At 33.9% G+C, this 24,418-nt stretch carries 26 protein-coding genes; 3 read left to right on the top strand and 23 right to left on the bottom strand.

Annotated features, from left to right (window positions below; translation table 11 throughout):
- Window positions 1-5 precede the first annotated feature (5 nt).
- The gene (locus tag E0I61_RS02355) at window positions 6-854 is read left to right on the top strand and encodes a polysaccharide deacetylase family protein (RefSeq protein WP_132069143.1); all 849 of its coding nucleotides are present in this window, start codon (window positions 6-8) and stop codon (window positions 852-854) included.
- Window positions 855-1,075: 221 nt separating this feature from the next.
- Here E0I61_RS02355 and E0I61_RS02350 read toward each other — a convergent pair whose 3' ends face one another.
- The 23 genes from E0I61_RS02350 to E0I61_RS02240 all read right to left on the bottom strand — a co-directional run bounded on the left by E0I61_RS02350 (window position 1,076) and on the right by E0I61_RS02240 (window position 22,214).
- The gene (locus E0I61_RS02350; protein WP_235832050.1) at window positions 1,076-2,293 is read right to left on the bottom strand and encodes a murein hydrolase activator EnvC family protein; all 1,218 of its coding nucleotides are present in this window, start codon (window positions 2,291-2,293) and stop codon (window positions 1,076-1,078) included.
- A 59-nt stretch (window positions 2,294-2,352) separates the two neighbouring features.
- Window positions 2,353-3,138, bottom strand: a complete 786-nt coding sequence (locus E0I61_RS02345; RefSeq protein ID WP_132069139.1) for a DUF4292 domain-containing protein — start codon at window positions 3,136-3,138, stop codon at window positions 2,353-2,355.
- On the bottom strand, window positions 3,138-4,487 hold the full coding sequence (locus tag E0I61_RS02340) for a tetratricopeptide repeat protein (protein WP_132069137.1): 1,350 nt from the start codon (window positions 4,485-4,487) through the stop codon (window positions 3,138-3,140). The genes E0I61_RS02345 and E0I61_RS02340 overlap by 1 nt, the downstream gene beginning before the upstream one ends.
- A 52-nt stretch (window positions 4,488-4,539) precedes the next feature.
- Window positions 4,540-5,550 carry a sugar phosphate nucleotidyltransferase gene (locus E0I61_RS02335; RefSeq protein WP_131990721.1) on the bottom strand — a complete coding sequence of 337 codons (1,011 nt, stop codon included), beginning with the start codon at window positions 5,548-5,550 and terminating at the stop codon, window positions 4,540-4,542.
- A gap of 135 nt (window positions 5,551-5,685) precedes the next feature.
- Entirely contained in the window at window positions 5,686-6,120 is a 435-nt protein-coding gene (gene dut, locus E0I61_RS02330; protein WP_131990723.1) for a dUTP diphosphatase, read from the bottom strand.
- 111 nt (window positions 6,121-6,231) lie between these two features.
- Window positions 6,232-7,698: a lipopolysaccharide biosynthesis protein gene (locus E0I61_RS02325; RefSeq protein WP_132069135.1), complete on the bottom strand. Its 1,467-nt coding sequence runs from the start codon at window positions 7,696-7,698 to the stop codon at window positions 6,232-6,234.
- Between the two features lie 123 nt (window positions 7,699-7,821).
- Window positions 7,822-8,301 (bottom strand): hypothetical protein, encoded by a 480-nt coding sequence (locus E0I61_RS02320; protein WP_132069133.1) that lies wholly within the window; start codon window positions 8,299-8,301, stop codon window positions 7,822-7,824.
- Between the two features lie 11 nt (window positions 8,302-8,312).
- Entirely contained in the window at window positions 8,313-8,756 is a 444-nt protein-coding gene (locus tag E0I61_RS02315; RefSeq protein WP_131990729.1) for a GNAT family N-acetyltransferase, read from the bottom strand.
- 87 nt (window positions 8,757-8,843) lie between these two features.
- Window positions 8,844-9,704, bottom strand: coding sequence for an ATP synthase F1 subunit gamma (gene atpG / locus E0I61_RS02310; protein ID WP_132069131.1), 861 nt, complete (start codon window positions 9,702-9,704; stop codon window positions 8,844-8,846).
- A gap of 71 nt (window positions 9,705-9,775) precedes the next feature.
- Window positions 9,776-11,353, bottom strand: a complete 1,578-nt coding sequence (atpA, locus tag E0I61_RS02305) for a F0F1 ATP synthase subunit alpha (RefSeq protein ID WP_035669021.1) — start codon at window positions 11,351-11,353, stop codon at window positions 9,776-9,778.
- A 38-nt stretch (window positions 11,354-11,391) separates the two neighbouring features.
- Window positions 11,392-11,925, bottom strand: a complete 534-nt coding sequence (atpH, locus tag E0I61_RS02300; RefSeq protein ID WP_131990733.1) for an ATP synthase F1 subunit delta — start codon at window positions 11,923-11,925, stop codon at window positions 11,392-11,394.
- Window positions 11,926-11,930: 5 nt separating this feature from the next.
- The gene (locus E0I61_RS02295) at window positions 11,931-12,431 is read right to left on the bottom strand and encodes a F0F1 ATP synthase subunit B (protein WP_131990735.1); all 501 of its coding nucleotides are present in this window, start codon (window positions 12,429-12,431) and stop codon (window positions 11,931-11,933) included.
- Between the two features lie 114 nt (window positions 12,432-12,545).
- Window positions 12,546-12,737: an ATP synthase F0 subunit C gene (atpE, locus tag E0I61_RS02290; protein WP_007136870.1), complete on the bottom strand. Its 192-nt coding sequence runs from the start codon at window positions 12,735-12,737 to the stop codon at window positions 12,546-12,548.
- 106 nt (window positions 12,738-12,843) lie between these two features.
- Window positions 12,844-13,992, bottom strand: coding sequence for a F0F1 ATP synthase subunit A (gene atpB, locus E0I61_RS02285; protein WP_132069129.1), 1,149 nt, complete (start codon window positions 13,990-13,992; stop codon window positions 12,844-12,846).
- Between the two features lie 120 nt (window positions 13,993-14,112).
- Window positions 14,113-14,505, bottom strand: coding sequence for a hypothetical protein (locus E0I61_RS02280; protein WP_131990739.1), 393 nt, complete (start codon window positions 14,503-14,505; stop codon window positions 14,113-14,115).
- 105 nt (window positions 14,506-14,610) lie between these two features.
- On the bottom strand, window positions 14,611-14,838 hold the full coding sequence (locus tag E0I61_RS02275; RefSeq protein ID WP_131990741.1) for an AtpZ/AtpI family protein: 228 nt from the start codon (window positions 14,836-14,838) through the stop codon (window positions 14,611-14,613).
- A complete protein-coding gene (locus E0I61_RS02270; protein ID WP_132069127.1) occupies window positions 14,804-15,214 on the bottom strand; it encodes a bactofilin family protein in 411 nt (136 codons plus the stop codon). Before E0I61_RS02270 ends, E0I61_RS02275 begins: the two co-directional genes overlap by 35 nt.
- A gap of 2 nt (window positions 15,215-15,216) precedes the next feature.
- Window positions 15,217-17,847, bottom strand: a complete 2,631-nt coding sequence (porW, locus tag E0I61_RS02265) for a type IX secretion system periplasmic lipoprotein PorW/SprE (protein ID WP_132069125.1) — start codon at window positions 17,845-17,847, stop codon at window positions 15,217-15,219.
- A 366-nt stretch (window positions 17,848-18,213) separates the two neighbouring features.
- Window positions 18,214-18,909, bottom strand: a complete 696-nt coding sequence (locus E0I61_RS02260; protein WP_131914628.1) for an ABC transporter ATP-binding protein — start codon at window positions 18,907-18,909, stop codon at window positions 18,214-18,216.
- A 51-nt stretch (window positions 18,910-18,960) separates the two neighbouring features.
- Complete coding sequence (locus E0I61_RS02255) at window positions 18,961-20,430, bottom strand: DUF5687 family protein (RefSeq protein ID WP_131990747.1); 1,470 nt, start codon at window positions 20,428-20,430, stop codon at window positions 18,961-18,963.
- Between the two features lie 47 nt (window positions 20,431-20,477).
- Window positions 20,478-21,185, bottom strand: coding sequence for a hypothetical protein (locus E0I61_RS02250; protein WP_132069123.1), 708 nt, complete (start codon window positions 21,183-21,185; stop codon window positions 20,478-20,480).
- On the bottom strand, window positions 21,182-21,862 hold the full coding sequence (locus E0I61_RS02245; RefSeq protein ID WP_131990751.1) for a hypothetical protein: 681 nt from the start codon (window positions 21,860-21,862) through the stop codon (window positions 21,182-21,184). Before E0I61_RS02245 ends, E0I61_RS02250 begins: the two co-directional genes overlap by 4 nt.
- 10 nt (window positions 21,863-21,872) lie before the next feature.
- Entirely contained in the window at window positions 21,873-22,214 is a 342-nt protein-coding gene (locus tag E0I61_RS02240) for a PadR family transcriptional regulator (RefSeq protein WP_131990753.1), read from the bottom strand.
- 153 nt (window positions 22,215-22,367) lie between these two features.
- Between E0I61_RS02240 and E0I61_RS02235 the strand changes: the two genes are divergently transcribed.
- Complete coding sequence (locus tag E0I61_RS02235) at window positions 22,368-23,420, top strand: ferredoxin--NADP reductase (protein ID WP_132069121.1); 1,053 nt, start codon at window positions 22,368-22,370, stop codon at window positions 23,418-23,420.
- A 170-nt stretch (window positions 23,421-23,590) separates the two neighbouring features.
- Window positions 23,591-24,232 carry a hypothetical protein gene (locus E0I61_RS02230; RefSeq protein ID WP_132069119.1) on the top strand — a complete coding sequence of 214 codons (642 nt, stop codon included), beginning with the start codon at window positions 23,591-23,593 and terminating at the stop codon, window positions 24,230-24,232.
- Window positions 24,233-24,418 lie beyond the last annotated feature (186 nt).

Genomic DNA, 24,418 nt, shown 5'->3' with positions numbered 1-24,418 from the left:
GATTTATGAAAAATATTCTATGTTTTATTTTTGGTGGATTTATATTATTGGTCGGCTGTCAATCAGAACCTCGTAAAATAGTTCCCGAAACGCCACTTATTACTACACCCGTAAAAAAAGTCGTGACCAAAAAAGTCATGGCAGACGCCACTACCATTATTTCGAAAAAAGAAGTCCCCATTTTATGCTATCATAACATTAAAGACTTTAGCAGCAGCGCAAGTGGAAACATAAAAGTGTACACCGTAAAACCTCCCGCTTTTGCAGAACAAATGAAAGCCTTAGCCGATGCCGGTTACGAAACTATTTTGCCGGAACAATTGTATGACTATTTAGTCTATGATGGTCCATTACCTGCAAAACCTATTATGATAACCTTTGATGATACTAGAGGAGAACAATTTAGCATTGGCGCAGCCGAAATGAAAAAATACGGTTTCAAAGGCGTGTTTTTTGTAATGACAGTTTCTATTAACCGTCCTGGATATATGAGTAAAGAGCAAATCAAAAGCTTATCTGACAACGGGCATATTGTAGGCGCACATACTTGGGACCATCATATGGTAACTAAATATGCAGGAGACGACTGGAATACACAATTGGTAAAACCTAAAGCAAAACTGGAGGATATTATTGGAAAACCGGTAACTGATTTTGCATATCCGTTTGGTTTATGGAATACGGCGGCAATTCCTGAAATAAAAAAGAGTGATTATAAAATGGCCTATATATTGTCTACCAAAAGAGATCCTGTAGATCCATTGTACACCATCAGACGCATTATTGTTTCCGGAACTTGGACTACTGAAGGAATGATGAACTCTATTAATTCTTCCTTTAATAAAACCGAATAGTCTGGCAAACCTACCCTGTTTTAAAATCAAATGATATTGGTTCTCCTAAATTAAATCAGTTGTAATAAAATTAAGAACACAGCTGTTGATGAATGGTTTCAAATAAAATCTTTTCTCCATTATTTCTAAGCCTTTCATAACTAGAAATCCCTTTCATAAAAAAAGCACTATTGTATTCCAAGGAATATAATAGTGCTTTTTTTTATGTGAAATATCCGTTCTTATCTTGGTGACAACCAACTTTGGGGGTTAATCAGCGTTGCGTTTTGAGAAATCATAAACTTTAGAATTGTTTTTCCAGTATCTCCATTGGTTTTTATTCTTCCAATGCTTTGTTTAATGCTCACTTTATCCCCTTTACTGACCGATACTGAACTTAAATTTTGGTACACCGTAAAGTAATCCCCGTGCAATATCGTTACGGCTTTGTTTACAGGTGACAAAATTATTACACTTGTTACTTCCCCGCCAAAAACTGCTCTGGCATTCGCGCCTTGATCCGTCGTGATTTCAACACCGCTATTATGAACCGTTATTGTGCTGAACTGTGGATGGGGTTGATTGCCATATCCTAGTGAGATGAAACCCTTTTCTACAGGATAAGGCAACCTTCCTCTATTGGCTCTAAAATTGTCTGCAATTATCTTAGATTCTGGAGTTAATTCTATTTTTGATGATGAAACCGCAGCTTTAGAAACCGGAGCACTCGGATTTGCTTTTGCTTTTTCTAAGGCCGCTTTTCTATTGGCAGCCGCAATAGCCTCACGAATTATTCTTCTAATTTGACTATCTATCGCTCTGGCCTCTTGTTGTCTTTTTCTAATTTCTTGGGAAATCTTATTCTTATCTTTTTTGATAACACTTACCAACTTCAATTGCTCTTTTTTCTCTTTTTCGAGTGACAGTCGTTCTTTTTCGTTTTCAGCAATCAGTTTTTGTTTCGCTGTTTTTTGTACGTTCAGTTTTTGATTAAAATCCGTAAGCTTGTTCGACTTCGTTTTTATTTCCTCACCCTGCATTTTTCTGAAACCAGTATATTGTTTCATATATTGCGCTCTTTTATACGCTTGTAAAAAATTCTCAGAAGACAATAAGAACATGGCACGACTTTCTGCTGAACGGCTTTTATATGATTTTACAATCATTTCAGCATAATCATCCTTAAGTACAGCCAATTCTTTCTTAAGTTTATTGATTTGCACTTGATTGATATACATGTCATTACTAAGCAATTTAGTTTGCTTTTCGGTCGTGTTTATTAATTTTTCTTTAAGTTTTATTTTAGTGCTTTGAATCACTACTACATTAACCGCAGATTTTTCTTTTTTCTTTACGGTTTGTAATAACCTTTCATTTTCTCTAATTTCTTTTTGAATTTGAGCTTTACGTTCTTCTAATTTTTCTTGTTGGGATTCCTGACTCCATAATAATGAAGTCATACAGATAAAGATTAGGCTAAGGAGAAATTTTGGCATATTAAAAAAATATTTTTGCTAATTTACTTAATTATAATTCTTTTGTACCCATTTGGAACACTATATGGAAAAGAAAGTTCTTCATTGAAAGTTACCGTGTTGTAATCCAGATTAATTTCGGTATTGCCTTTCTTTTGAAAAGTATTGATCTGAACACTTGTAGGCAAAGTTACCTCCTTGTATACTATATTGTCAGCATAAGCCACTTTTATCATTCGCTCTTCGGCAGTTTGAGTGATTTCTTGTTTTTTAACCAAAAACTTATCGGCATCCAAAAAGAAAGATTTTTTCGTATTTGTATTCGAAGTATCATCTAATCGATACGTTTGTTCCAATAATGATTCTAGATATTTCCCTTTCGTCAAATCATCAATTGCTTCACCCAATAACATATTTTGAATTTTACTGTAATCCAAATCAGTTCCCAGCCATTGACTTAAACTGCTAAAATCGCCTTCAAAATAACTGCCGTTTATTTTTTCATAATAGTTAACGGATTTTGGCGTAATCAATGCTTTCGCCATTGTGATTCCAAGAAAACGGATGCTTACCAAAATTTGTTCATCCTTCTTGATCTTAATTTCAGCCGTAACATTCTGAGTTTGTTTGTTGTCAGCATAACGGGCGTTTGACTTAATATATAATGTAGAAAATTGATTTTTATTGTTGTAATGATTTTCTATGATTTTTTTGGACGTCATATAACCCGCCTCCGTTGTTGGCGCATTACTGGCTGCAACGGCAATGGCTTTCGATTTACACGATACCATAAAAAGAGTTATTAATACTACTATTGCTATTCTTTTCATTATTTTTTTTCTTTTAATAATTGATTGGCTTTGGAAAAATACATTTCTTTTTTCTTGAAATCCCCTAACCCGTTGTACGCTTCTCCCAACTGGATGTTGAAATTTATTTCTAATGCTCTGTCTTCTACTAAATAATCCAAGCCCATTTCCAGCATATCCTTGGCTTTTTTAAATTGTTTCAATTGATTATTCGCCATGCCTGAATAGTAATAAAACTGGGGTTGTGTTGGAAAAGTATCCACCATTGCCGACGCTTTTTTAGCTACTAATTCAAATTGCTTTGCCTCTGCATACGTTTGAAGCAAAAGCAAATTGGTCTCTATATCATCTCCTGAACCGTTTTTTAATGCTTGTTCATAATACTTAATCGCTTTTACCCATTGCTTTTTCGCATGATAAAACTTCCCTATTTCCTTAGCTACATTAACTTCTTTGTCAGTATCGAAATACGAAATCGCTTTCTCTAAATCAGTTGTGTATTGAGGATTTTTATCTGCAAAAATTAAAAACTCATTCAGTATTCTGTGCTTTATTTTAGAATCTATTTTGACACTGGCCAAAACCACATTCATGGCGTTTATCGCTTTTGGTCCGTCATTAGTATCCAAATAATTTTTGAACAGCGTCACTTGGGCCCATTCGGAATTTGGCAAAGCTTTTTCCAGCTTTTTGACAATTTCAAAAGCTTTTGCTTCTTCATTATTTTTAGAATACAAAAAAATCAAACTAATATAATTGGATTCTTCTTTTGGATTCTTTTCCATTTGCTCTAACAAATTTGAAACTTCTAAATTCTGAAATTTCCCTTCAGATAAAATCTGGCTTTTGTATAAATCCCGTCTGTCCGTTTTTCCAAATGTTTCGTTTAACTCGTTAATTAAGTCCAATGCTTTGTCAAACTGTTTGGTTCCCATATAAAGCGATGTCAAATCTTCTTTATACTTCTCGTCAAATTCTATCAGTTTATTAATAACTACTATTGCCTGGTTATAGTTGCTAGTTTCATAACTCACATCATACATTCCCACCCAGAACCATTTGTTTTTTGGATCAATTTGTGTGGCTTTTTCAAATGAGGAATACGCGTTTTTGTATTCCTTTAATGCTAAATAATTTTTTCCTAATTCATAATACACAGCGGCATCATTCGGTTTAATCTTAATGCATTTATCCAAAGCCACTACCGCTTTATCATAATTTTCGATTCCTTTTTGAAGCAATGATTCATAAAAAAATTCCTGAAACTGATCAGTATCGAGCTTAATTTCTTCGGGTTCCGTTTGTGCCAACAGCAAAGCTGAATTGCAGTGCAAAACCAGAAATAAAAGTATTAAAGCGCTTTTTTTCATTCTGTTGTTTTAATCCTGAAGTGTTTTAAATCATACAAGAATTGAACCGTTTTTATTCTAAAACCGAATAATCACCAATACTGATGCTTGTAAAGTTACCATCAAAACTGGCATGATTACCAATCATTGCATTATCTAAATTCGCATTTTTTATATGAGAGTGCGTTTGTACCAAACTATTTTTAATACTGCTGTTTACTACATGACATCCTTTTCCTAAAGAAACATTAGGGCCAACTGTTGCGTTTATCAACACCACATCTTCCCCAATATAACATGGCGGAATAATTGTGGCATTTTCTAACTTGACATCAAAGTCCACTAAATGTGTTCCGTCATTGTGCAAGAAACCTAGCATTCTGGAATTTGTTTCTACGGTAACGTCTTTGTTTCCACAATCCATCCACTCGTCTACTGTACCCGGAACAAATTTCATGCCTTTTGCCATCATTTGCTTGATTCCGTCGTTAATTTGATATTCTCCACCGTGAATAATATTATTATCTAATACTAATTGAAGTTCGTTTTTTAAAACGGCAACATCTTTAAAATAGTAAATTCCAATAACGGCAAGGTCCGAAATAAATTCTTTTGGTTTCTCCACCAGTTCGACTATTTCATTCGCTTCGTTTAAGTTGATTACACCAAAAGCTTCCGGATGATCTACTTGTTTTACCCAAATAACACTGTCGGCATTTTGATCTAAATCGAAATCGGCACGAATTAAAGTATCTGCATAAGCAATAACAGCGGGTCCGCTCAAAGAATCTTTTGCACACATAATAGCATGACCAGTTCCTAAAGCTTCATTTTGATAATAAATAGTTCCTTTGGCACCTAATTTTTGTGCGATAGCAATTAATTCCTCTTCTACTTTTTTGCCAAAACTTTCGTGAATGATAAAGGCTACTTCTTCAATATCTTGATTCAATACGCCAGCAATATCTTCTACCAGACGGTGAACGATTGGTTTTCCTGCGATAGGAATTAATGGTTTAGGAATAGTTAATGTATGTGGGCGAAGACGTGAACCACGACCGGCCATTGGGACAATTATTTTCATCTTATTTTTTATTTAACCACTAAGTGCACAAGGTTTTCACTAGGTGCACAAGGTTTTATTTTTTATTTTTTATTTTTTTAAAAGCACTTCGATTGTGCTCAGTTTGAACTACTAGCTGAGACTGAATATTGTAAACTATTTTACTCCTGTACTTCCAAAACCACCTTCGCCTCTAGAAGTTTCTGTTAGTTCCTGCACTTCAATCCACTCGGCACGTTCATGTTTTGCGATGATCAGTTGTGCGATACGTTCTCCGTTTTCAATTACGAAATCTTCATTGGATAAATTTACTAAAATCACACCAATTTCGCCTCGATAATCTGCATCTACTGTTCCTGGAGAATTGAGGACTGTAATTCCTTTTTTGGCAGCCAGTCCACTTCTTGGACGTACTTGTGCTTCATAACCGATAGGTAATTCTATGAAAAGACCTGTTTTTACAATTGCTCTTTCTAGTGGCTTTAATGTTATAGATTCTATCAAGTTGGCTCTTAAGTCCATTCCTGCTGAAGCTATGGTTTCATAGTTTGGCAAGGCGTGTTGTGATTTGTTGATTATGTTTATTGTCATTGTTTATTTTTTTAGCCCTGATAGCAGTGAAAATCCTTTTTTTAGGTTTTTACCGAAAAAAGATTGCAACGGATAGCAGGAGATAGCTCCTAAAAATGATTAGGTTAAATTCTAACTCTTTTTTCGGTTCAAAATTTTGGTTAATAATTCTTTTTCGTTGTGGTATATGAAATACATGAACGCGAGTAATAATGTGATTCCGACATAATAATTTTCTCTGAAGCCATAAAATGAAACTGCCGAAAACCCTATAGATAATACCAGATAAATGGCAATTTTATTAGTGTCATACGGAATGGGATAATATTTATTTCCGAAATAGTAGGAGATAAACATCATGCTTCCATAGGCCGCAATCGTGGCAATTGCTGAGCCGTAATAGCTCATTGTTGGGATTAGAAGGTAATTTAACGCGAGTGTAATTATGGCTCCTACTATGGAAATATAGGCGCCAATGTGGGTTTTGTCAATCAATTTGTACCAAACGGAAAGATTCGTGTAAATACCAAGGAAAAAGTTAGCCAGAATGATTAACGGCACCACTTTCATGGCTTCCCAATACGACTCATCCCGAATCATGATGCGTTTTAAAACATCCGAAAAAACGATTACCGACAGTAAAATAAAAGAGCCAAAAATGACAAAATACTTGGTAATCGTGGCGTAGGTTTGAGGCGCATCCTCCTTATCAGCGTGGCTAAAGAAAAAAGGTTCGATTCCTAAAGTGTATGCCGTACGGTACAAAACCATGAACAACCCGAGTTTATAACACGCCGAATATACCCCTACTTCGGCTTCAGCAATATTAGCAGGCAGTAATTTCCCTAACAAAATTTTGTCAAATTGTTCGTTGATGGCAAATGCAATTCCGGCTACCATAATAGGCAAACCATACTGCATCATTCGTTTCCAAAGCTTGTAATCAAACTGCCATTTCAGCAAAAGGTAATTAGGAGAAAGTATTAGGAAAGTAACTAAGCTCGCAACGATATTAGAAACAAAAATATAACCTATTTGAAAATCTTCTAAGTAAAAAGAACTTAAAAAACTGTCCGAATTTGATTGTGCAATAACCGGTAAATAGCTCAAAAAGAAAAGGTTTAGAACCAGGTTGATTGCAACATTTCCAATTTTGATTAGGGCATATTTTATGGGTTGCTGATTCACTCTTAACTTAGAAAAAGGAACAATCACCAAGGCATCAAGAACTAAAATCCAGATGGTATATGTAATATACTGCGCATCAATTCCAGACCAAATGGCTAATTTATTTCGGAATAATAAGGCTAGGAATAAAAACAAAATGGATGTCCAAAAAAGCGAAACGGACGTTGTTTCCACTACTGATTTCTTGTCTGTTTCTTTATTATAAAACCTAAAGAAAGCAGTTTCAAATCCGTACGCAAGAATGACATTAAAAAAGATCATCCAAGCAAAAATGATAGAAACCTTCCCATATTCAGCTTTTGGAAGCAAATCTGTGTACAATGGAACCAGTATAAAACTGAACATTCTTGGTATGACCGTAGCCAATCCATAAATGGCAGTCTGTTTAAAAAGATTTTTATATAATCCCAAAATGATGTGTCTATTACTATTTATAAAAACAAAAATAACGAATTCTTTGGTTTAATCATCTGAAGTGAATATTTGTTTTGGAACAGAAAAATCAACTACAGAAACTAATTCATTTTACCTTTGCTATTTTATTGGTGGATAAGTGCCCATAGGTTTTTCTTTGGGATTTATTATTTTGAAAAAATAGGTTTTATCGTCTTTCTTGTATTCTAATACTGCTTCGTTAGACTTCAAATCAAATTTAGTTTTTTGAATAACTGGCGCTTTGTTGCCATATTCTTTGGCAGAATCTCTGTGCATAATCAAATCTTCTTTTTTATTTTCACTGTAAAAATGGGCTACAAAGGTATTTTTGGCAGTTCCTTTTATAGCGGATTCTTGATTCTGAAAATAGATTTTCTCCAGTTTGATGTTTGCCGCAAGCGGTTTTTTGAATTCAATATAAAAATGAGTTCCGTTGCTTTCCTTACCGTCTTCCCATTTCTGATAAAAGACTGATTTTATTTCTTGAGGAAATTCCGTTTGAAGTTCTGGTTTCATGGCACAAAATGTCAGGCTAATTGCAATTATAAATAAGAAAACAACTGTTTTATACCCTTTCATACTTTTATTATTTAGCTTAATCCTTCTTCGTTTAAAATTTTAAGAAAATGAAATCCTTTTGGGACATATCCTTGGTTATAATAAAAACGATGAGCGGTAAAATTTCCGGTAAAAGCATCCAAAACAATCATTGTACATCCAGTTTCTTTGGCTTTCGCATCAACATAATCCGTCATCATTTTGCCCAACCCTTTAGAACGATGATCCGGATGAACTATAAAATTATCAATCTCTATGTATTTTCCAGACCAAAGTTTTGTTCCAGACCAAAATCCAGTAACCGCCACACAAACCTCATTTTCAAAAACGGCTACTTGCTTGTAATTATGCGGAATCATTTCGACCAGATACGATTCGTATTTTTCTAAAGTAAATGTAGGATATAGAAAACGCATTACTTTAATGTTAGCAAGCATTTCCTCTACTGTGGTCAGTTCTCTAATTTCTAATTGCATTCTTCCTAGTATTGTTTTAAACTATAAAATTAAGCAAAAAAAGAGCCACGCAATGCGTGGCTCTTTATATATTTGAATAAATTTTTCTTATCCGTTCAATGCTTCAGCTCCACCAACAATCTCTAAGATTTCATTAGTAATAGAAGCCTGACGTGCTTTATTATAAGTCAATTTCAATTGATTTCTCAACTCCGTTGCATTATCAGTTGCTTTGTGCATTGCTGTCATACGCGCTCCGTGCTCGGAAGCAAATGAATCGCGAATTCCTTTGTACAATTGTGTTTTTAATGATTTTGGAATCAAAGTCAACACGATTTCTTCTTTTGAAGGCTCAAAAATATAATCTCCTGTTGAAACTGGAACATCGGATTTTATTGGTGCTAATGGCAAAAATTGTTCGGTTTGAACGATTTGTGTCGCAGCATTTTTAAATTGGTTGTAAATCAACTCAATTTTATCGTATTCACCAGAAACGAATTTCTCAGTCAACATATCTGAAATCTTAGCTACATTATCAAAAGTTAAATCGTCAAAAATAGCGCTTTGATTGTCAACCACTGAAAGTGTTTTACTCAAAACATCGTTTCCCTTTTTACCGATAGCAAAAATATCCACTTGCTTGCCTGTGTAAAATTCAGCACGGTTTTTAGCTTCTTTAATTGCATTGGTATTAAAGGCACCTGCCAAACCTCTATTTGAAGTTACTACAACTAGTAATACTTTCTTGATCTCACGTTGTGTAGTAAACTCTCCACCTGCATCACCTTCAAGTGTAGCAGAAAGATTTTGCAATAATTCCGTTAATTTTTCGGCATAAGGGCGCATTGCTGTGATTGCATCTTGTGCTTTCTTTAGCTTTGCTGCAGAAACCATTTTCATTGCCGATGTAATTTGCATCGTAGATGAAACGGAAGTAATTCTATTACGGATTTCCTTTAAATTTGCCATTTTATTTGTAGTGAAGAGTGAGTCGTGAAAAGTGAATAGCCAAAACTACTCACTTTTCACTTTTCACTAAATTAGTTATATTTTGCTGATAATTCTTTTGCTACAGTTTCGATTACATCTGTAATTTCGTCTGTTAATTTTCCTGCTTTCAACGCATCAAGAGTAGCTCTGTGTTTATTGTTCAAGAACTCCAAGAAATCTTTCTCAAATTCTCTTACTTTGTTCACAGGAACATTTCTCAATAAGTTTTTAGAACCAGCATAGATAATCGCAACTTGATCTTCAACAGTATAAGGATCGTTCAAACCTTGTTTCAAGATCTCAACGTTTCTTTTTCCTTTTTCAATTACATTTAAAGTAACGGCATCTAAATCAGAACCAAATTTAGCAAACGCTTCCAATTCACGGAATTGTGCTTGATCTAGTTTTAAAGTACCTGCTACTTTTTTCATTGATTTAATTTGTGCATTTCCTCCAACACGAGATACCGAAATACCTACGTTAATTGCTGGACGAACCCCAGAGTTAAACAAATCTCCATCCAAGAAAATTTGACCATCTGTAATCGAAATTACGTTTGTTGGGATATATGCAGAAACGTCACCAGCTTGAGTTTCAATAATTGGTAAAGCAGTAAGAGAACCACCACCTTTTACAATTGATTTCAATGAATCTGGTAAATCGTTCATGTCTTTAGCAATTCCATCATCTGCAATTACTTTACAAGCACGTTCTAATAATCTACTGTGTAAGTAGAAAACGTCTCCAGGATATGCTTCACGTCCCGGTGGTCTTCTTAATAAAAGAGAAACCTCACGGTATGCAACAGCTTGTTTAGATAAATCATCATAAACAATTAAAGCCGGACGACCTGAATCTCTAAAATATTCTCCAATTGCAGCACCTGCGAAAGGAGCATAAACTTGCATTGGAGCTGGATCAGAAGCATTAGCAGCAACAATAATGGTGTACGCCATTGCTCCTTTTTCTTCTAACATTTTAGCAATTCCTGCTACAGTTGACGCTTTTTGTCCAATTGCAACATATATACAGAATACTGGTTTCCCAGCATCGTAAAATTCTTTTTGATTTAAGATGGTATCGATACAAACAGTTGATTTACCTGTTTGACGGTCACCAATAACTAGCTCACGTTGTCCACGACCAACTGGAATCATAGCATCTACTGCTTTGATACCTGTTTGTAATGGCTCAGTAACTGGTTGACGGAAGATAACTCCAGGAGCTTTTCTTTCCAAAGGCATTTCGTATAAATCTCCACCAATTGGTCCTTTTCCATCAATTGGAAAACCAAGGGTGTTTACTACACGACCTACCATTTGTTCTCCTACTTTAAGAGAAGCAATACGTTGCGTTCTTTTTGCCGTTGAACCTTCTTTGATTCCTGTAGATGGTCCTAAAAGTACCACACCTACATTGTCTTCTTCAAGATTCAAAACAATAGCTTCTAATCCATTGTCAAATTCAACTAACTCTCCATATTGAACATTAGAAAGCCCGTAAACACGAGCAATACCATCTCCAACTTGAAGTACTGTTCCTACTTCTTCTAGTGTAGCACCAGATTCAAAACCTTCTACTTGCTTTCTTAATATTGCTGAAATTTCAGCAGGTTTGATTTCCGCCATCTTAATTTATAATTTAGACACTTAAATGTGCAATAAAACTAATTACTTAACTCTCTTTTTAATACTTGTAATCTGTTGGCTACTGAAGCATTGTATTGCTTGTCGCCTATTCTTAGAATAAATCCTCCAATGATTGAAGCATCTACTATATTTTCTATTGTAATTTTTTTATCCGATAATGTTGCAATTTTAGCCAAAACTTGTGCTTCTAATGCTGCATCCATAGGAATCGCTGTAGTAACCTGAGCTACTTCAACACCATTCATAATGTCAGATAATTTACTGTATTCTATTGCAATTGCTTCTAGAATTTCGAATCTTTTGTTTTCAAATAACAAATGAAACAACCCTTGAGTTACACCATTGATACCTGCAAAAACTTCTAACAGTGCTTTCTCTTTCACTTCCACTTTCATGGTCGGATTTTGAATAAAAGTACTCAATTCCAAATTACCATTAATTGTCGAAGCAATAGATTTCATGTCGTTATTTACAACTTCGGCAACACCTTTTGAGTTTGCTAAGTCTAGAATTGCTTTTGCATAACGAATTGCTGCTCTTGTACTTGCCATAATTGTTAGTTTAACTTTACGTCACCTAACATTTTCTCAACTAATTTAGTTTGAGCTTCTTTGTTAGATAATTCGTCTTTCAATATTTTTTCTGCGATACTCAATGATAACGTTGAAACTTGTAATTTCAATTCAGCCATTGCTGCATTTTTTTCACTTTCAATTGCTGCTTTCGCTTGTTCGATCATTTTCAGACCTTGAACTTGCGCTTCGCTTTTAGCATCAGCAACCATTTTTTCTTTCATTTCACGAGCATCTTTAAGCATGTTGTCACGCTCTAATCTTGCTTCTTGCAAAATACGTTGGTTGTCAGCTTGAAGATTTTGCATTTCTTTTCTAGCATTTTCAGCAGAAAGTAATGCATTTTTAATTCCTTCTTCTCTATCATTAACTGCATCAAGAATTGGTTTCCAAGCGAATTTTTTTAACATGAATATCAATCCAACAAATATTACTATTTGCCAAATAAACAAACCAAACGAAAAATCATTTATTAACTTATCCATTATATCTAATTATAAATTTTAAAGTATGAATTGCTTAATCGCAATTTTTAATGTTTTAATTTTAAAAACAATAGTCACAACCAACCGTTGCAACTATTGTTTTTTAAGCTTTAATTAAGATGCGAATAACGCAGCGAAACCAATACCTTCAATAAGTGCAGCTGCGATAAGCATAGCTGTTTGGATTTTTCCAGAAGCTTCTGGTTGACGAGCAATAGCGTCCATTGCTGAACCACCAATTCTACCAATACCTAAACCTGCTCCGATAACAATCAATCCTGCTCCTACAATAGTTGGAATTTGCATAATATATATATTAAAAATTAAACATTCTTATTAATAGTCTAAAGTTGTAAAGTCTAATGTCATAAAGTCAAGCTGACTTTTAAACTTTCGACGTTTGACTTTCGACTTAATGGTGAGCTTCCTCGTGATGATGCTCTTCATTTCCTGCTCCAAAATAAAGTGCAGATAACATTGTAAAAATATACGCTTGCAAAAAAGCCACTAATATTTCAAGAATCATTAGCACAAATGCCAATCCAAATGACAAACTGCTTCCAATCCAGCTTTTAAAAATAAACATTAAACCGATGATACTCATCAAAACTACGTGTCCTGCTAAAATGTTAGCATACAAACGTATCATTAATGAAAATGGTTTAATGATTGTTCCCAATAATTCAATTGGAGCCAAAATAAATTTCATAGGTGTTGGCACACCTGGCATCCAGAAAATGTGCGCCCAATAATTTTTATTAGCCGAGAAAGTTGTGATTAAATACGTCAACAAAGCTAGTGATGCTGTTATCGCAATATTTCCTGTTATGTTAAATCCTAGTGGAGTTAATCCTAAGATATTTAGAAATAAAATAAAGAAAAATATCGTCAATAAATAACTCATGTATTTCTTATAATTCTTTTCCCCAATATTTGGTATTGCAATTTCGTCTCTAACGTATAAAACGATAGGTTCAAATATACGTCCGGCTCCAGAAGCAATTCCTCCGTTTTTTGTGTACGATTTTGCCAAGCCTTTAAACAAGAAAAACATTAAAATTGCAACAAATAAAATACCAACAACACTTTTAGTGATTGATAAATCCAATGGTTTAACATTTGTTGGATGACCGTGCTCTTCTGTCAAAGCTCCATCCGCCTCCGTTTTGTATATTTTTTCGTGATGCAATACATAGAAGTTTCCATTATGTTCTGCAGTTTCTTCACCATAATGAAATTTTGAAGAAGAAAATACTTGCAAACCATTATCCCAAAGAATAATAGGCAATGAAAAACCATTATGTGATCCTGTTTCCTTATCCGCATTTAAGGTAAAAGAATGAGAATCCAAAAGGTGATGATTAATAAATTCCTTAATCTCAGATTTTACATCTGTTGGTTCAGCATGAGCTCCTTCATGAGCTTCTTCTGTTTTTACTTCATGAGCAACTTCTGTTTTTACTTTCACAGAATCCTGTTCAGGATTTGCAAAACTCATTAAAGGAAGACAGGCTACTAAAGTCGCTACTATAAATCTAAGTGGTTTGTTTGAAATCACCATAACAGTTAATTATCTTAATTTATTACGTTTCTGAAATTTGGTGCAAATGTACATCTTTTATTAATATTCAAAAGAATATAAAAAATTATTTTTGATGGATTTGTTCCTTGAATAACATATTTATTGCTTTTCGTTTAATATACGTATTGTTAATATGGTTTCAATTGCTAAAAAGAGAATAAACATCATAAAAAAATTCTTTTTCTCTATTGCATTGTTTTGTGTTGTAGCCTGCAATATAGGCTTTAAAATCAGATAACAAACAATCATTTTAATACTGGTGCTTAAAAGAAACGACATGCCCACGTTATCAAAACTGCGTTCTTTGACTTTTAACAAGACCACAAATACCATAATAGACAATCCCAGAAACAACATATAAAGGGTTTCTATCGAATAATAAAAAGTCGCATCATCTATGTCTAATACATAAAAAGCAACCCGATGAACAACATAAGCCAATCCCGCAAGTGCCAATAAAGGCAGAAGTGGTTTGTAATTTTTTAAATTCATTGTGTTTGTTTTTTGCCGTAATGGCACTAAGGCGCAAAGATATTTTAATTTACACGACCATCCAGACGTTTATAGCTCGTTTTTATTGATTTTTCTTTTGAAAAATTATTGCATTTTATTGATTTCGTTTACCTGTCGTATCACATTATACAAAGCCAGTGCAACGCCAACCATTACTAAAACTTTACTGTAATATACTTTTGGATGGGGATAATTTTCATCTAACCAGTCTCCGAAATAGGAAAACAGAAAGATGATCGCTCCCATTTGAATCGGAATGTTAATCAGCGCGAGCCATTTATTCGCTCTTTTTTTGTTGGGATTGCTGTCCATCGTTCTGGATTAGATTTTTTATATTTGTCTTCATTGTACACGAAGCGCTAAAATCAGCACCCGGCTCTACTGATAGTTTTCCCGTGGTAACTTCTCCATGAATACTTGCCTTTGATTTTACATTCAGCACTTCGGTTACTTGAATTTTTCCGTCAAATTTTCCTTCAATATCCGCATTTTTACACACAATATCTCCAATAACGCTTCCGGCTGGGCCGATGACTATTTTCCCTCCAGACTGAAAATTCCCTATCAAGTTTCCGTCTAATCTAAAATCAGCATGCGAAATAATATCGCCTTTTATAGTAGTTCCTTCAACAATTCTATTGGTTTTACCCAAAAGATCAGTGTATGATTTTTGCTTTTTATCAAACATATTTATGGATTTTTTGGCGCCAAATAAGTGTCCATATTTTTCTTGATTTGAATCACTTTGTAGTTCTCACCCGAAACCACGATAGCAGGATCGACCAATTTATATTTTACATTATCCTTCAATACAAATACAATGTCTTTAGCGTAAACTTCTGATTTTATTCCGTGAATCGTGATGAAATTTTCTTTTTCAGTATAAATGTCATAGGAATAATATAGTCCCTGAAGGTCTTCAGCAGCAATAAACGTTTTGATTTTTTCCTCTATTGCTTTTGTATTTTTATCCTCTCGTGAACCTACTCGATATAAAATTTTCCAATTATTTGAATCGGTTGTATTCAACTCCATTTTCTCTAAAAACGGAATTTGACTCGTCAAGATTTCTTGGGCATTTTTGCCTTCTTCGCTATTTGGATAATTATCAGCCACTCCTTGCAGGGCATTTTTGTATGCCATTACTCCTTGCAGTTTTCCAATGGCGTTTGCTTTAAGCAGTTCAAATTTTGATGCAATTTCATCTCCCGAAAACTGATTAATCAAAGCGTCTGAGTTCTCTAAAACCATAACAAACTGTTCTTGTTCGTATAATTTATACCATTTAGTATACACATTTTCTGGCGTTTCATTTACAGAAGCCATATTTGAACTTGTGTTGTTTACAATTTGTGCATAACGAGAATCCGGATATTGAGCCGATATTCTTTTTTTCATCTCTTCTGCTTTGTTTGCATCCGTGATTTGATATAATTTATACAAATTATACATCGATGGAAGAACCAGTTTTTCCTCTGGATTATTGTTAAATAATTGTTCCAGTTTAGCGATGGCTAAATTATTTTCTTTGAATTTTTCTTTATAAATAATTCCCAATTGGTAGTAGGCAAAATTACGTTCTTTACCAATACTGTCTATTTCCGTTTGTGTTATTGGAAGTTGTTTCAAATAAAAATCCGTGGTGTACTGCTGCTCCACCATTTTATCCGCAGTTGATTCTTTCTGAAAAGTTTCTTTATCATCACTCAACGGATCCACCGCAGTTGGATTTCCGGTGCTGGATGATATTCTCCAATTGCCATTCGGGGTTCTGTCACCCCATATTTTTTTGAATTCTATTTTTCCGAAAGCTACGGTAGTAGGATTATAAAAATAGAAAATACTACCCGCTTGTTGTGAGGAAACATTAGTAATCGCCGGCGGCAGCAATGCTGATTTTTTTGCCGGTTTTCCAGGTTCCTGATTAGAAGCCGGATCAATAGAACTGGTTGTACTATTTCTTTCTATATTTTCTTGTTTTTCTTTTCGTTTTTCTTCTAAAACTCTCTTGATTTCATCCTCTTCTTTTAGTTTAACGATGTACTTTTCAAAATAGGCAATTTTATCATTCTCATTCAATGAAACAACATTCAAAATACTATCATTTCTTTTGGCAAGACCTTCATACAAAATCACTTCATCCAGATTATTTCTAATTTTTTGAATTTTATTATGCTCTCTGGTTTTGTCATTGAGTTTTACCAATGTACTGTCATAATATTTTGCAGCAGTAGGATATTCAGCATTTCTAAAATACATATTTCCTAAATTTCGGTAATTTGAAGCTACTAAATAGGAATCTTTTGAATCTGTTCTTAAGGATAAGTTGTAAAAATCTAAGGCTTTCTTCTGATCGTTTTTCTGATCATAAAACACCGCCATATGATGAAAAATTAAATCTTTATACGGTCGATTTTCTCTGTCTTTGGCCAGTTTATCAAATGTTTTTGTAAAGGAATTGAAATCCCCGTTTTGATAATCAAATAACTCTGCTTTTTTAGCATGCGCCTGAATGACAAATTTTCTGTCCGCTTTTCGGTTCATGTCTATCACTGATTGATACGCATTAGCGGCGCTGTCTTTGTATCCTAATTGTTGATATAATTGTCCCAAAACAAAACGATATCGTGCTCTTTCCTGATTTACTTTGGTAAACTCTATGGCTAATTTTAGTTTAGCAACTGCGCTGTCTTTTTCTTCTAAATTCAAAAAAGACTCTGATAAAAGCGCATTTGCATCAGCAAAAACTTGTTTTTTTACTTCATGATCTTCTAATAATTTACTTATATTTTTTATTACTAAAGCGTCATTTCCTAAACGCATATTGGTTTTTTCGCGCCAAATTTTAGCTTCATAAATCTTGCTGCTGTTGGGATATTTGTACAAAATATAATTGAAAGCGTCAAGTGCCGGAACAAATCGTTGGTCGTAATAGCGGGATTTACCAAGCATAAGATATGCTTCGTCAATTTGAGTGTTCTTCTCTCTTCCGCCAATGTTCATGGAATGTTTTTGAATGGCTTTGGTAGCTTTGGCTTCAGCCAATTCAAAATTCGTGTTTTTTGGTGTTGCGGTGGAAGTGAAGTCTTCTACAATTTGCATTTTTTCTACCGGCAGACGTTTCCAGAAATCATCATCACTGTTGGATTTTATTTCCTTGACCCCTTTGTCCAAACCTACTTGACCGTTGTATAAAATATTATATTTTGTACTTAAGGCATGGGAATTTCTGGACATAAAAGTATCTCTCTTAGTAGAACAGGCTACTAAAAAAACGAAAAATAAGAAGAAAAATAACTGTTTAAATCTATTGACTTTCAATGGAAAACGTTTTTATCAATTAACTTTTAAATATGCTTTTTAGTATACTTACTGGTAAAAATACGTTTCTTTTTGATATCGTGAAAATTATCGGGGTTTATTTGAGTCACATGCGCGCGTGAGGGATGTAACGGAAATCCTTTTTTATTCTTTTTTTTAAGAATAAAAAAGATTGAGAGTGAAAGCCCGACCCGGATTTTTTTTCCGGGTCACGCCCAAATTAAACTCTTACAGGCTTGAATGCTATACCTTTTGATTTGACAGACTAAAAATAAACCGCTAATTCTCTGATTAAACACTCAAATTAATAAATACAGTTGACGAATTAGCGGTAAACTGTTTTGTCTATAACTGTTACATTGAATTTTAAACCGCAAAAAATGCTTCTAACTCCTTTAATGTTTCCTCAGAAGTTTGAATGTCTTTAACCACTTCGCCTTTGTGTAAAGTAACGATTCTGTCACTTACCTCAACGGTGTGCAATAAATCATGGCTGGAAACCAGCACAGTAACATCAGGATTGTCTGCTAAATCCTTGATGATTTTCTTCAATCTAAATTGTGTCGTTGGATCTAAATTAGCAAACGGTTCATCTAAAATTATCACTTCAGGATTCCCGATTAAAGTGGCGATGATGCCCACTTTTTTCTGGTTTCCCTTGGATAAATCGCGTAAATATTTTTTGTTTTTAAGTATTTCTCCGTTGAAAAATTCTTCGTGTGTGGCCAATAAAGCATCGACATCGGCTTTGTTTTGTCCGCGTAAATCGCCTATGAAATAAAAATATTCTTCGGGCGTTAAGTAGCCAATCAGGAAGCTTTCATCAAGAAAAGAAGCGGTGAATGGTTTCCAGTTTTCGCTGGTGTTTACTTGCACCTCATTGTTGACAATATTCCCTGTTGAAGGCTGGATTAAATCCAATAAAAGGCTGAAAAAAGTGGTTTTTCCGGCTCCATTATTGCCCACTAATCCAAAGCTTTCGCCTTTTTTTATTTCTAAATTATCTATTTTTAATACGGTTGTTCCGTTGTATGTTTTTGAAAGGTTGTTTACTTGTATCATTTTCTTATGGTTAATTCGGTTATTTGTTAATTTGTTTTTAATCGATTTTGATTAACTCTTTTGTTTGTAAGCTGCAATTGTGGCGTATTTTTCGGATTTGTAAATTTTTTCAATCAAAGAAAAAACCTTGTCTTTCAAAGCAAATCCTATAACTCCCATCGACGCCACTAGTGCTAATCCCACATTGGCATTGCCTAATTTAGAACCTAACCAATACAATAAAACGGGCAATCCTAATTGAGGCAGTGAAATAAGCATGGTTTTTACATTGAATGCTTTTTTATCTCCAAAAGCACCTTTACCGGAACTCAAATCGATTGGCGTTTTGGTATACGCGCCACCTAATAAAACCAAATGGGAATTGACTCCAATATTATAAATTGCACCAACCACTATTGTCAAATAAATCTGCCATCCAAAATAGAGATAGAAAGAAGCAATAGTTGTGGTAACTATTGTCGCGATTACCATCAGCCACCATTTAGAACTCAAATAGCCTTTATAAGGAATATTTTGCGTCATCATCAACTGGTAATAGGCGCTGTCCCAGCTGGGTACAAATTGTCCAAAAGTGATAAGAAATCCACCCGAAACGAAAATTCCGGCAAAAATGTGCATCATAGGGTTATTGTATACTTCAATTGCATTGGTAAAGAAAAGAAAGCCATAAAAAAGGAACATAACGCTCAATCCTATGGTGGTTTTAGATCGTTTGTTTCTCTTTATTAGTTTAATGTCATTTTTCAAAAAGGTTCCGATGGTTCCAAATTGGTTCAACCAAGTCAACTCCTCTGTTTTGGCAACATCGTGTTTGTTCGACAATCCCGCATCGAGGTATAAATTCTTTTTGAAATATTGGAAAGTGACATAATATATGGCGATTAAAGCCAATACCGGAATGGCAAAAGCCCAATACGTATTGAAAATAGCATTAAAAAACGGAGTCGTATAATCCGTGATATTGAACAGTCCATAATACTGTAATCCTCCTAAAACGGATGCTATTGCTAAGAAAATCGCAAATAAATTGTCTTTATTACTCAATACAATATTTATAAAATTATTGATGTACAGCAGTGAAAACAGCGCAGTATACCAAAGGACCACTGACACTACATCATAGCCTTCGATAATTAAAACAATACTAAACGGAATCAGGAAAAAACCATGCACCAAATTAAAGAATGACAAAACGGTTTTTCCTAAAGAGAAATGAACAATAGTGGATTTTTTTATGGGGAAAATCAACATCGGACGAATGTTCATCACGGGGATTTTTTGCAACAGCAATCGGATGATTAAATCCATCAGTATATAGTAAATCAAGAATTGATTCACGGTAACGATTGGATCCAGATTCATTTTCTCTAAAATATAAAATGCCCCGACTCCTAATGCTAAGAAAATTAAAATGAAATAAACGGCGACGAGACCCATCAGGATTTTCAAAGCCAAATTAGTAGCGAAGGAAGCTGATCTGATAAATGCTTTCCATTCGAGATAAAGAAATTTTTGAATCATAGTTTGGTTATTTTGGTTTTATAATATGTAGTCAAAATAAGAAAACGTTACAGTTTTTCTAATTTATATTCCGGGTAGGTTTCTAATAGGTATTCTCTAGTCTTAGAAGGGATAATTTTGAATAAAATATAATTTAAAATTCCAAAAAGTACCAACATCAAACTTACAGAGAAAAGCCAGTAATCATTTAATAAATACCTTTCTGCACGACTGCTTATTTGAATAAAAAAATAAAACGGAACTGAAAAAGCTCCTGAAGAAACACCATATTGGTTGATAATTTCTTCAAACAACCATTTCTTTTTACTTGTTTCTTTCTGTATCTTTCTAATTTTCTTAATCTTATAGAATTCAAAAAAAATAAATCCGAAATAACTAATACAAATGGCAATGAAAATATAGTTGTTATACATGCTTGTTTTAAGAATCTTAAAAAGTAAAAAGGTGACTCCTATTGTTAATAAAATTTTTGGTACTCTAAAAAATGCTTTAAAATGATTAAATACCAAGCGATTGTATTTTTTTCCTAATGCAGCTTGACGACTTTCTACCACATCCATAAAACCAAAAACGCCAAACTTCCTGAATTCTTTATTTAAAACTTCGTCAAAAGTAAGTTTGGGGTTTTGTTCCCATTCGGTTTCAATAGCGTTGGCCAAATGATCGACTAATTCCGTTTGTAAATCATACCATTCTACATAATGCTGACGGGTAAAAAGGTAGAGTTGGTCTATTTGTTGGGCGGTTAGTTTCATGATTTGGAAAGAGATTGTTTTTTAATCACACGTATATGCTGAAATACCAAAACAAAATCAATCATGAAAAACAAAAGGATCATAAAAAATACATATATAAATCCCATTTGAACATCTGCATCAATATTCATAAGTTTAATAGGAACTAATCCTACACCCAACAACAAAGGTTGGAAAAACACTAGAACACTTCTTTTTTTAAAGAGATAACTAAAAGTGGTTTTGCTCTTATATTTCCAAATTATTATCCAGGCTATTGTTACCAAAAAAACTTCTGTTGCAAAAAGAATTCTTATTGCTTTTGTAAAAAAATAAATGAATGTTTCGGTATTAAAAAAGTGAATAAAAGCTGTTGCAATTAAAGTCAAAGGAATTGCACCTAAAGTAATATACCAAAATCTCGATTTTGTATACCTAGCCATTTTATCCATTATTATTTTGGGTCCAGAATAACTACGACCGAGCCATAAACCATAGGAAGCTGGTCTTAATTCCGGTTTCCATTTCTCAAAAACTTCTTTAAAAGCAAGTTCAAATGAAACTTCTTCATTGATTGTTTTTTCTTCTATTTCCGAAGCGATATGATCGGTTACTTCTAATTTAATGTCGTCGTAAATCAGTCCATTAAAAACCAAAGTTTCTTCTATTTGAGCGATTTGTTCAGTAGTTAGTTTCATCTTCAAAAAATTAAAATTCCAGTTTTGGGTTTGGGTTCACTAAGCTTTGCATGTTTCTAATAAAATCTTCCAGTTCTGAAAGTCGGTTTACTGTTTCTTTCTGACCGCTTTCCGTGAGTTTGTAATATTTACGCATGCGGTTATCCACTTTTTCAATCTCGACATCCAGTAAACCTTCGGCCTCGAGTTTGTGCAACGCCGGATACAAAGCGCCTTCAGTGATGTTCAACTCGCCTTGGGTAATCCCTTTTACTTTTTGGGTGATTTCATAGCCGTACATCTTGCCGTTTTCTTCCAGCAATTTCATAATAATGGTATTCAGACTTCCTTTGTATAATTGAGAATTTTTCATGGTTCAGTCGTTGCAAGTTTAGTGGTATTTCTTATTTCAAAAATCAAATATACATAAGATTCTTATACATAACCATTTTAGGTATGTAAATTTTCAATCCTTTTGATTTTTAGAAACCTAATGTGTTTCCTATCTTTGTAAAAAAATAATCACATGCCATCTTTTTTAAAACTAATAATAAAAGAAGTAAAACGCGAAACCAAAGACGCTGTTTCCGTACTTTTTAACGTACCCGAGGAATTAAAAGCGAATTATACTTTTGTTGCCGGTCAATATATCAATTTAAGATTAACACTTGACGGCGAGGAAATTCGTCGTGCCTATTCTATTTGCTCGGCTCCTGACAGCGGGGAATTACGAATTGCTGTGAAAGCAGTGAAAAACGGTGCTTTCTCTCAATTTGCTAACACAAAGCTTAAAGCTGGAGATGTGCTTGAAGTAGGAAAACCGGAAGGAAAATTTATTTTTGAACCACAAGTTGGCCGACAAAAAAATTATGCCGCTTTTATAGCCGGAAGCGGAATCACTCCCGTATTATCCATCTTAAAATCGGTATTGAAAAACGAACCTAAAAGTTCTTTTGTATTGGTTTACGGGAACAAATCTCCCGAAGAAACTATCTTTCATCAAGAATTGCACGATTTACAATTGCAATATGTGGGTCGTCTTTTTGTACATTATGTTTTCAGTCAAGCCAAAGCAGAAAATGCTTTGTTTGGACGAATTGAAAAATCAACGGTGAATTTTGTTTTGAATAACAAACACAAGGAACTGGAATTTGATAAGTTCTATTTGTGTGGCCCGGAAGAAATGATTAATACCGTTTCTGGAGTTTTGAAGGAGCACAACGTTAAGGAAACCGCAATAAAATTTGAATTGTTTTCTTCTTCTACGAAAGAAAATAAAATAGAAAAATCATTAGGAGGACATTCCAAAATCACCATTATGGTGGATGACGAAGAAACGACTTTTGAAATGTCACAAAAACAAACCGTTCTTGATGCTGCTTTAAAGCAAGGTATTGACGCTCCGTATTCTTGCCAAGGCGGAATCTGCAGCAGCTGTCTTGCTCGCGTTACATCCGGAACTGCCGAAATGACCAAAAACTCCATCCTTACCGATAAAGAAATCGCCGATGGTTTGATACTTACGTGTCAAGCGCATCCGACCTCTGAGACTATTTATGTAGATTATGATGATGTTTAAAAGATAAATTGCTTTATACATGAAACTTCTCTGAAAAGGGAAGTTTTTTTGTTTTAGGGAGCTTTGGATTTTAGTATATTAGCAGAATAATATTACAGTACTTCCATCCTGTTTTAGTGTAGCTTTGCTAATATATAGAAATAATTTGTCTTTTATTACCTCAAAAAAAGTTGAAAATGAAAAAATACTGTTCAATACTGGTCCTAATTTCAATTGTTAATTTAAGTTTTTCGCAAGAACAAAAGAAAGTTTTTTATAATGAAAACCTGGAAGAAATTTCAGAATCGACTTTTTATAAGCAGCAGAATTTTCAAAAAAATTTAGATTTACATTTTGAAAATGACACGCTGAAAACATCTTTACTAATTACGCGAAAAAACTATGGACAACTTAATGATAGTATTTTTAATAATTTAAAAAAGTCTCTTTCATCAGATAAAGAATTAATTAATGATCTCATCGTAATTGTATATTATCCCGGAAAAGATCGATGCAATGGAACAGAAAGTACATCTTTTTGGAATATTTTTGATCATGATTACTTAAAAAAACTTAATAAAATAGGGAGTTACAATCATTTTTGGATTTATAAAGATGATGAAAACTTACAATATTATCACCCAAAGCAAGTAAAATGGGACAACGATAAGAATCAATTAGTAGAAAATTTATTTTTTAAATTGCATTATCCTTGTTCTAGTGCAGTAATCATAGATAGAAGCGGAAAATACATTTCTTATTATGGAGAGTTCGGAAAAAATAAAATTTGGGAATTGAGCAAAGAACTAATGAATACAAAAATAAAAAAGTAACAGAAGAAAATAACTACTGTCAACAAGCTGGAGTTTGGTGCAGCGTATACATAATGAGACTCGAGTTGAAGGAATCTATTGAAAATTATAACCAATCGCACGGAAATATATTCAATTTTTTTAATTATCTGGACGGCGAATTCTTTGCTCACCATCGAGAGCAAAATACACAATCTACATCTAAAA

The organism is Flavobacterium ranwuense (genome assembly GCF_004349315.1).
Taxonomy (GTDB): Bacteria; Bacteroidota; Bacteroidia; order Flavobacteriales; family Flavobacteriaceae; genus Flavobacterium; species Flavobacterium ranwuense.
Note: the sequence above shows the minus strand (reverse complement) of the source record. Positions and strands in the feature narration are given on the sequence as shown.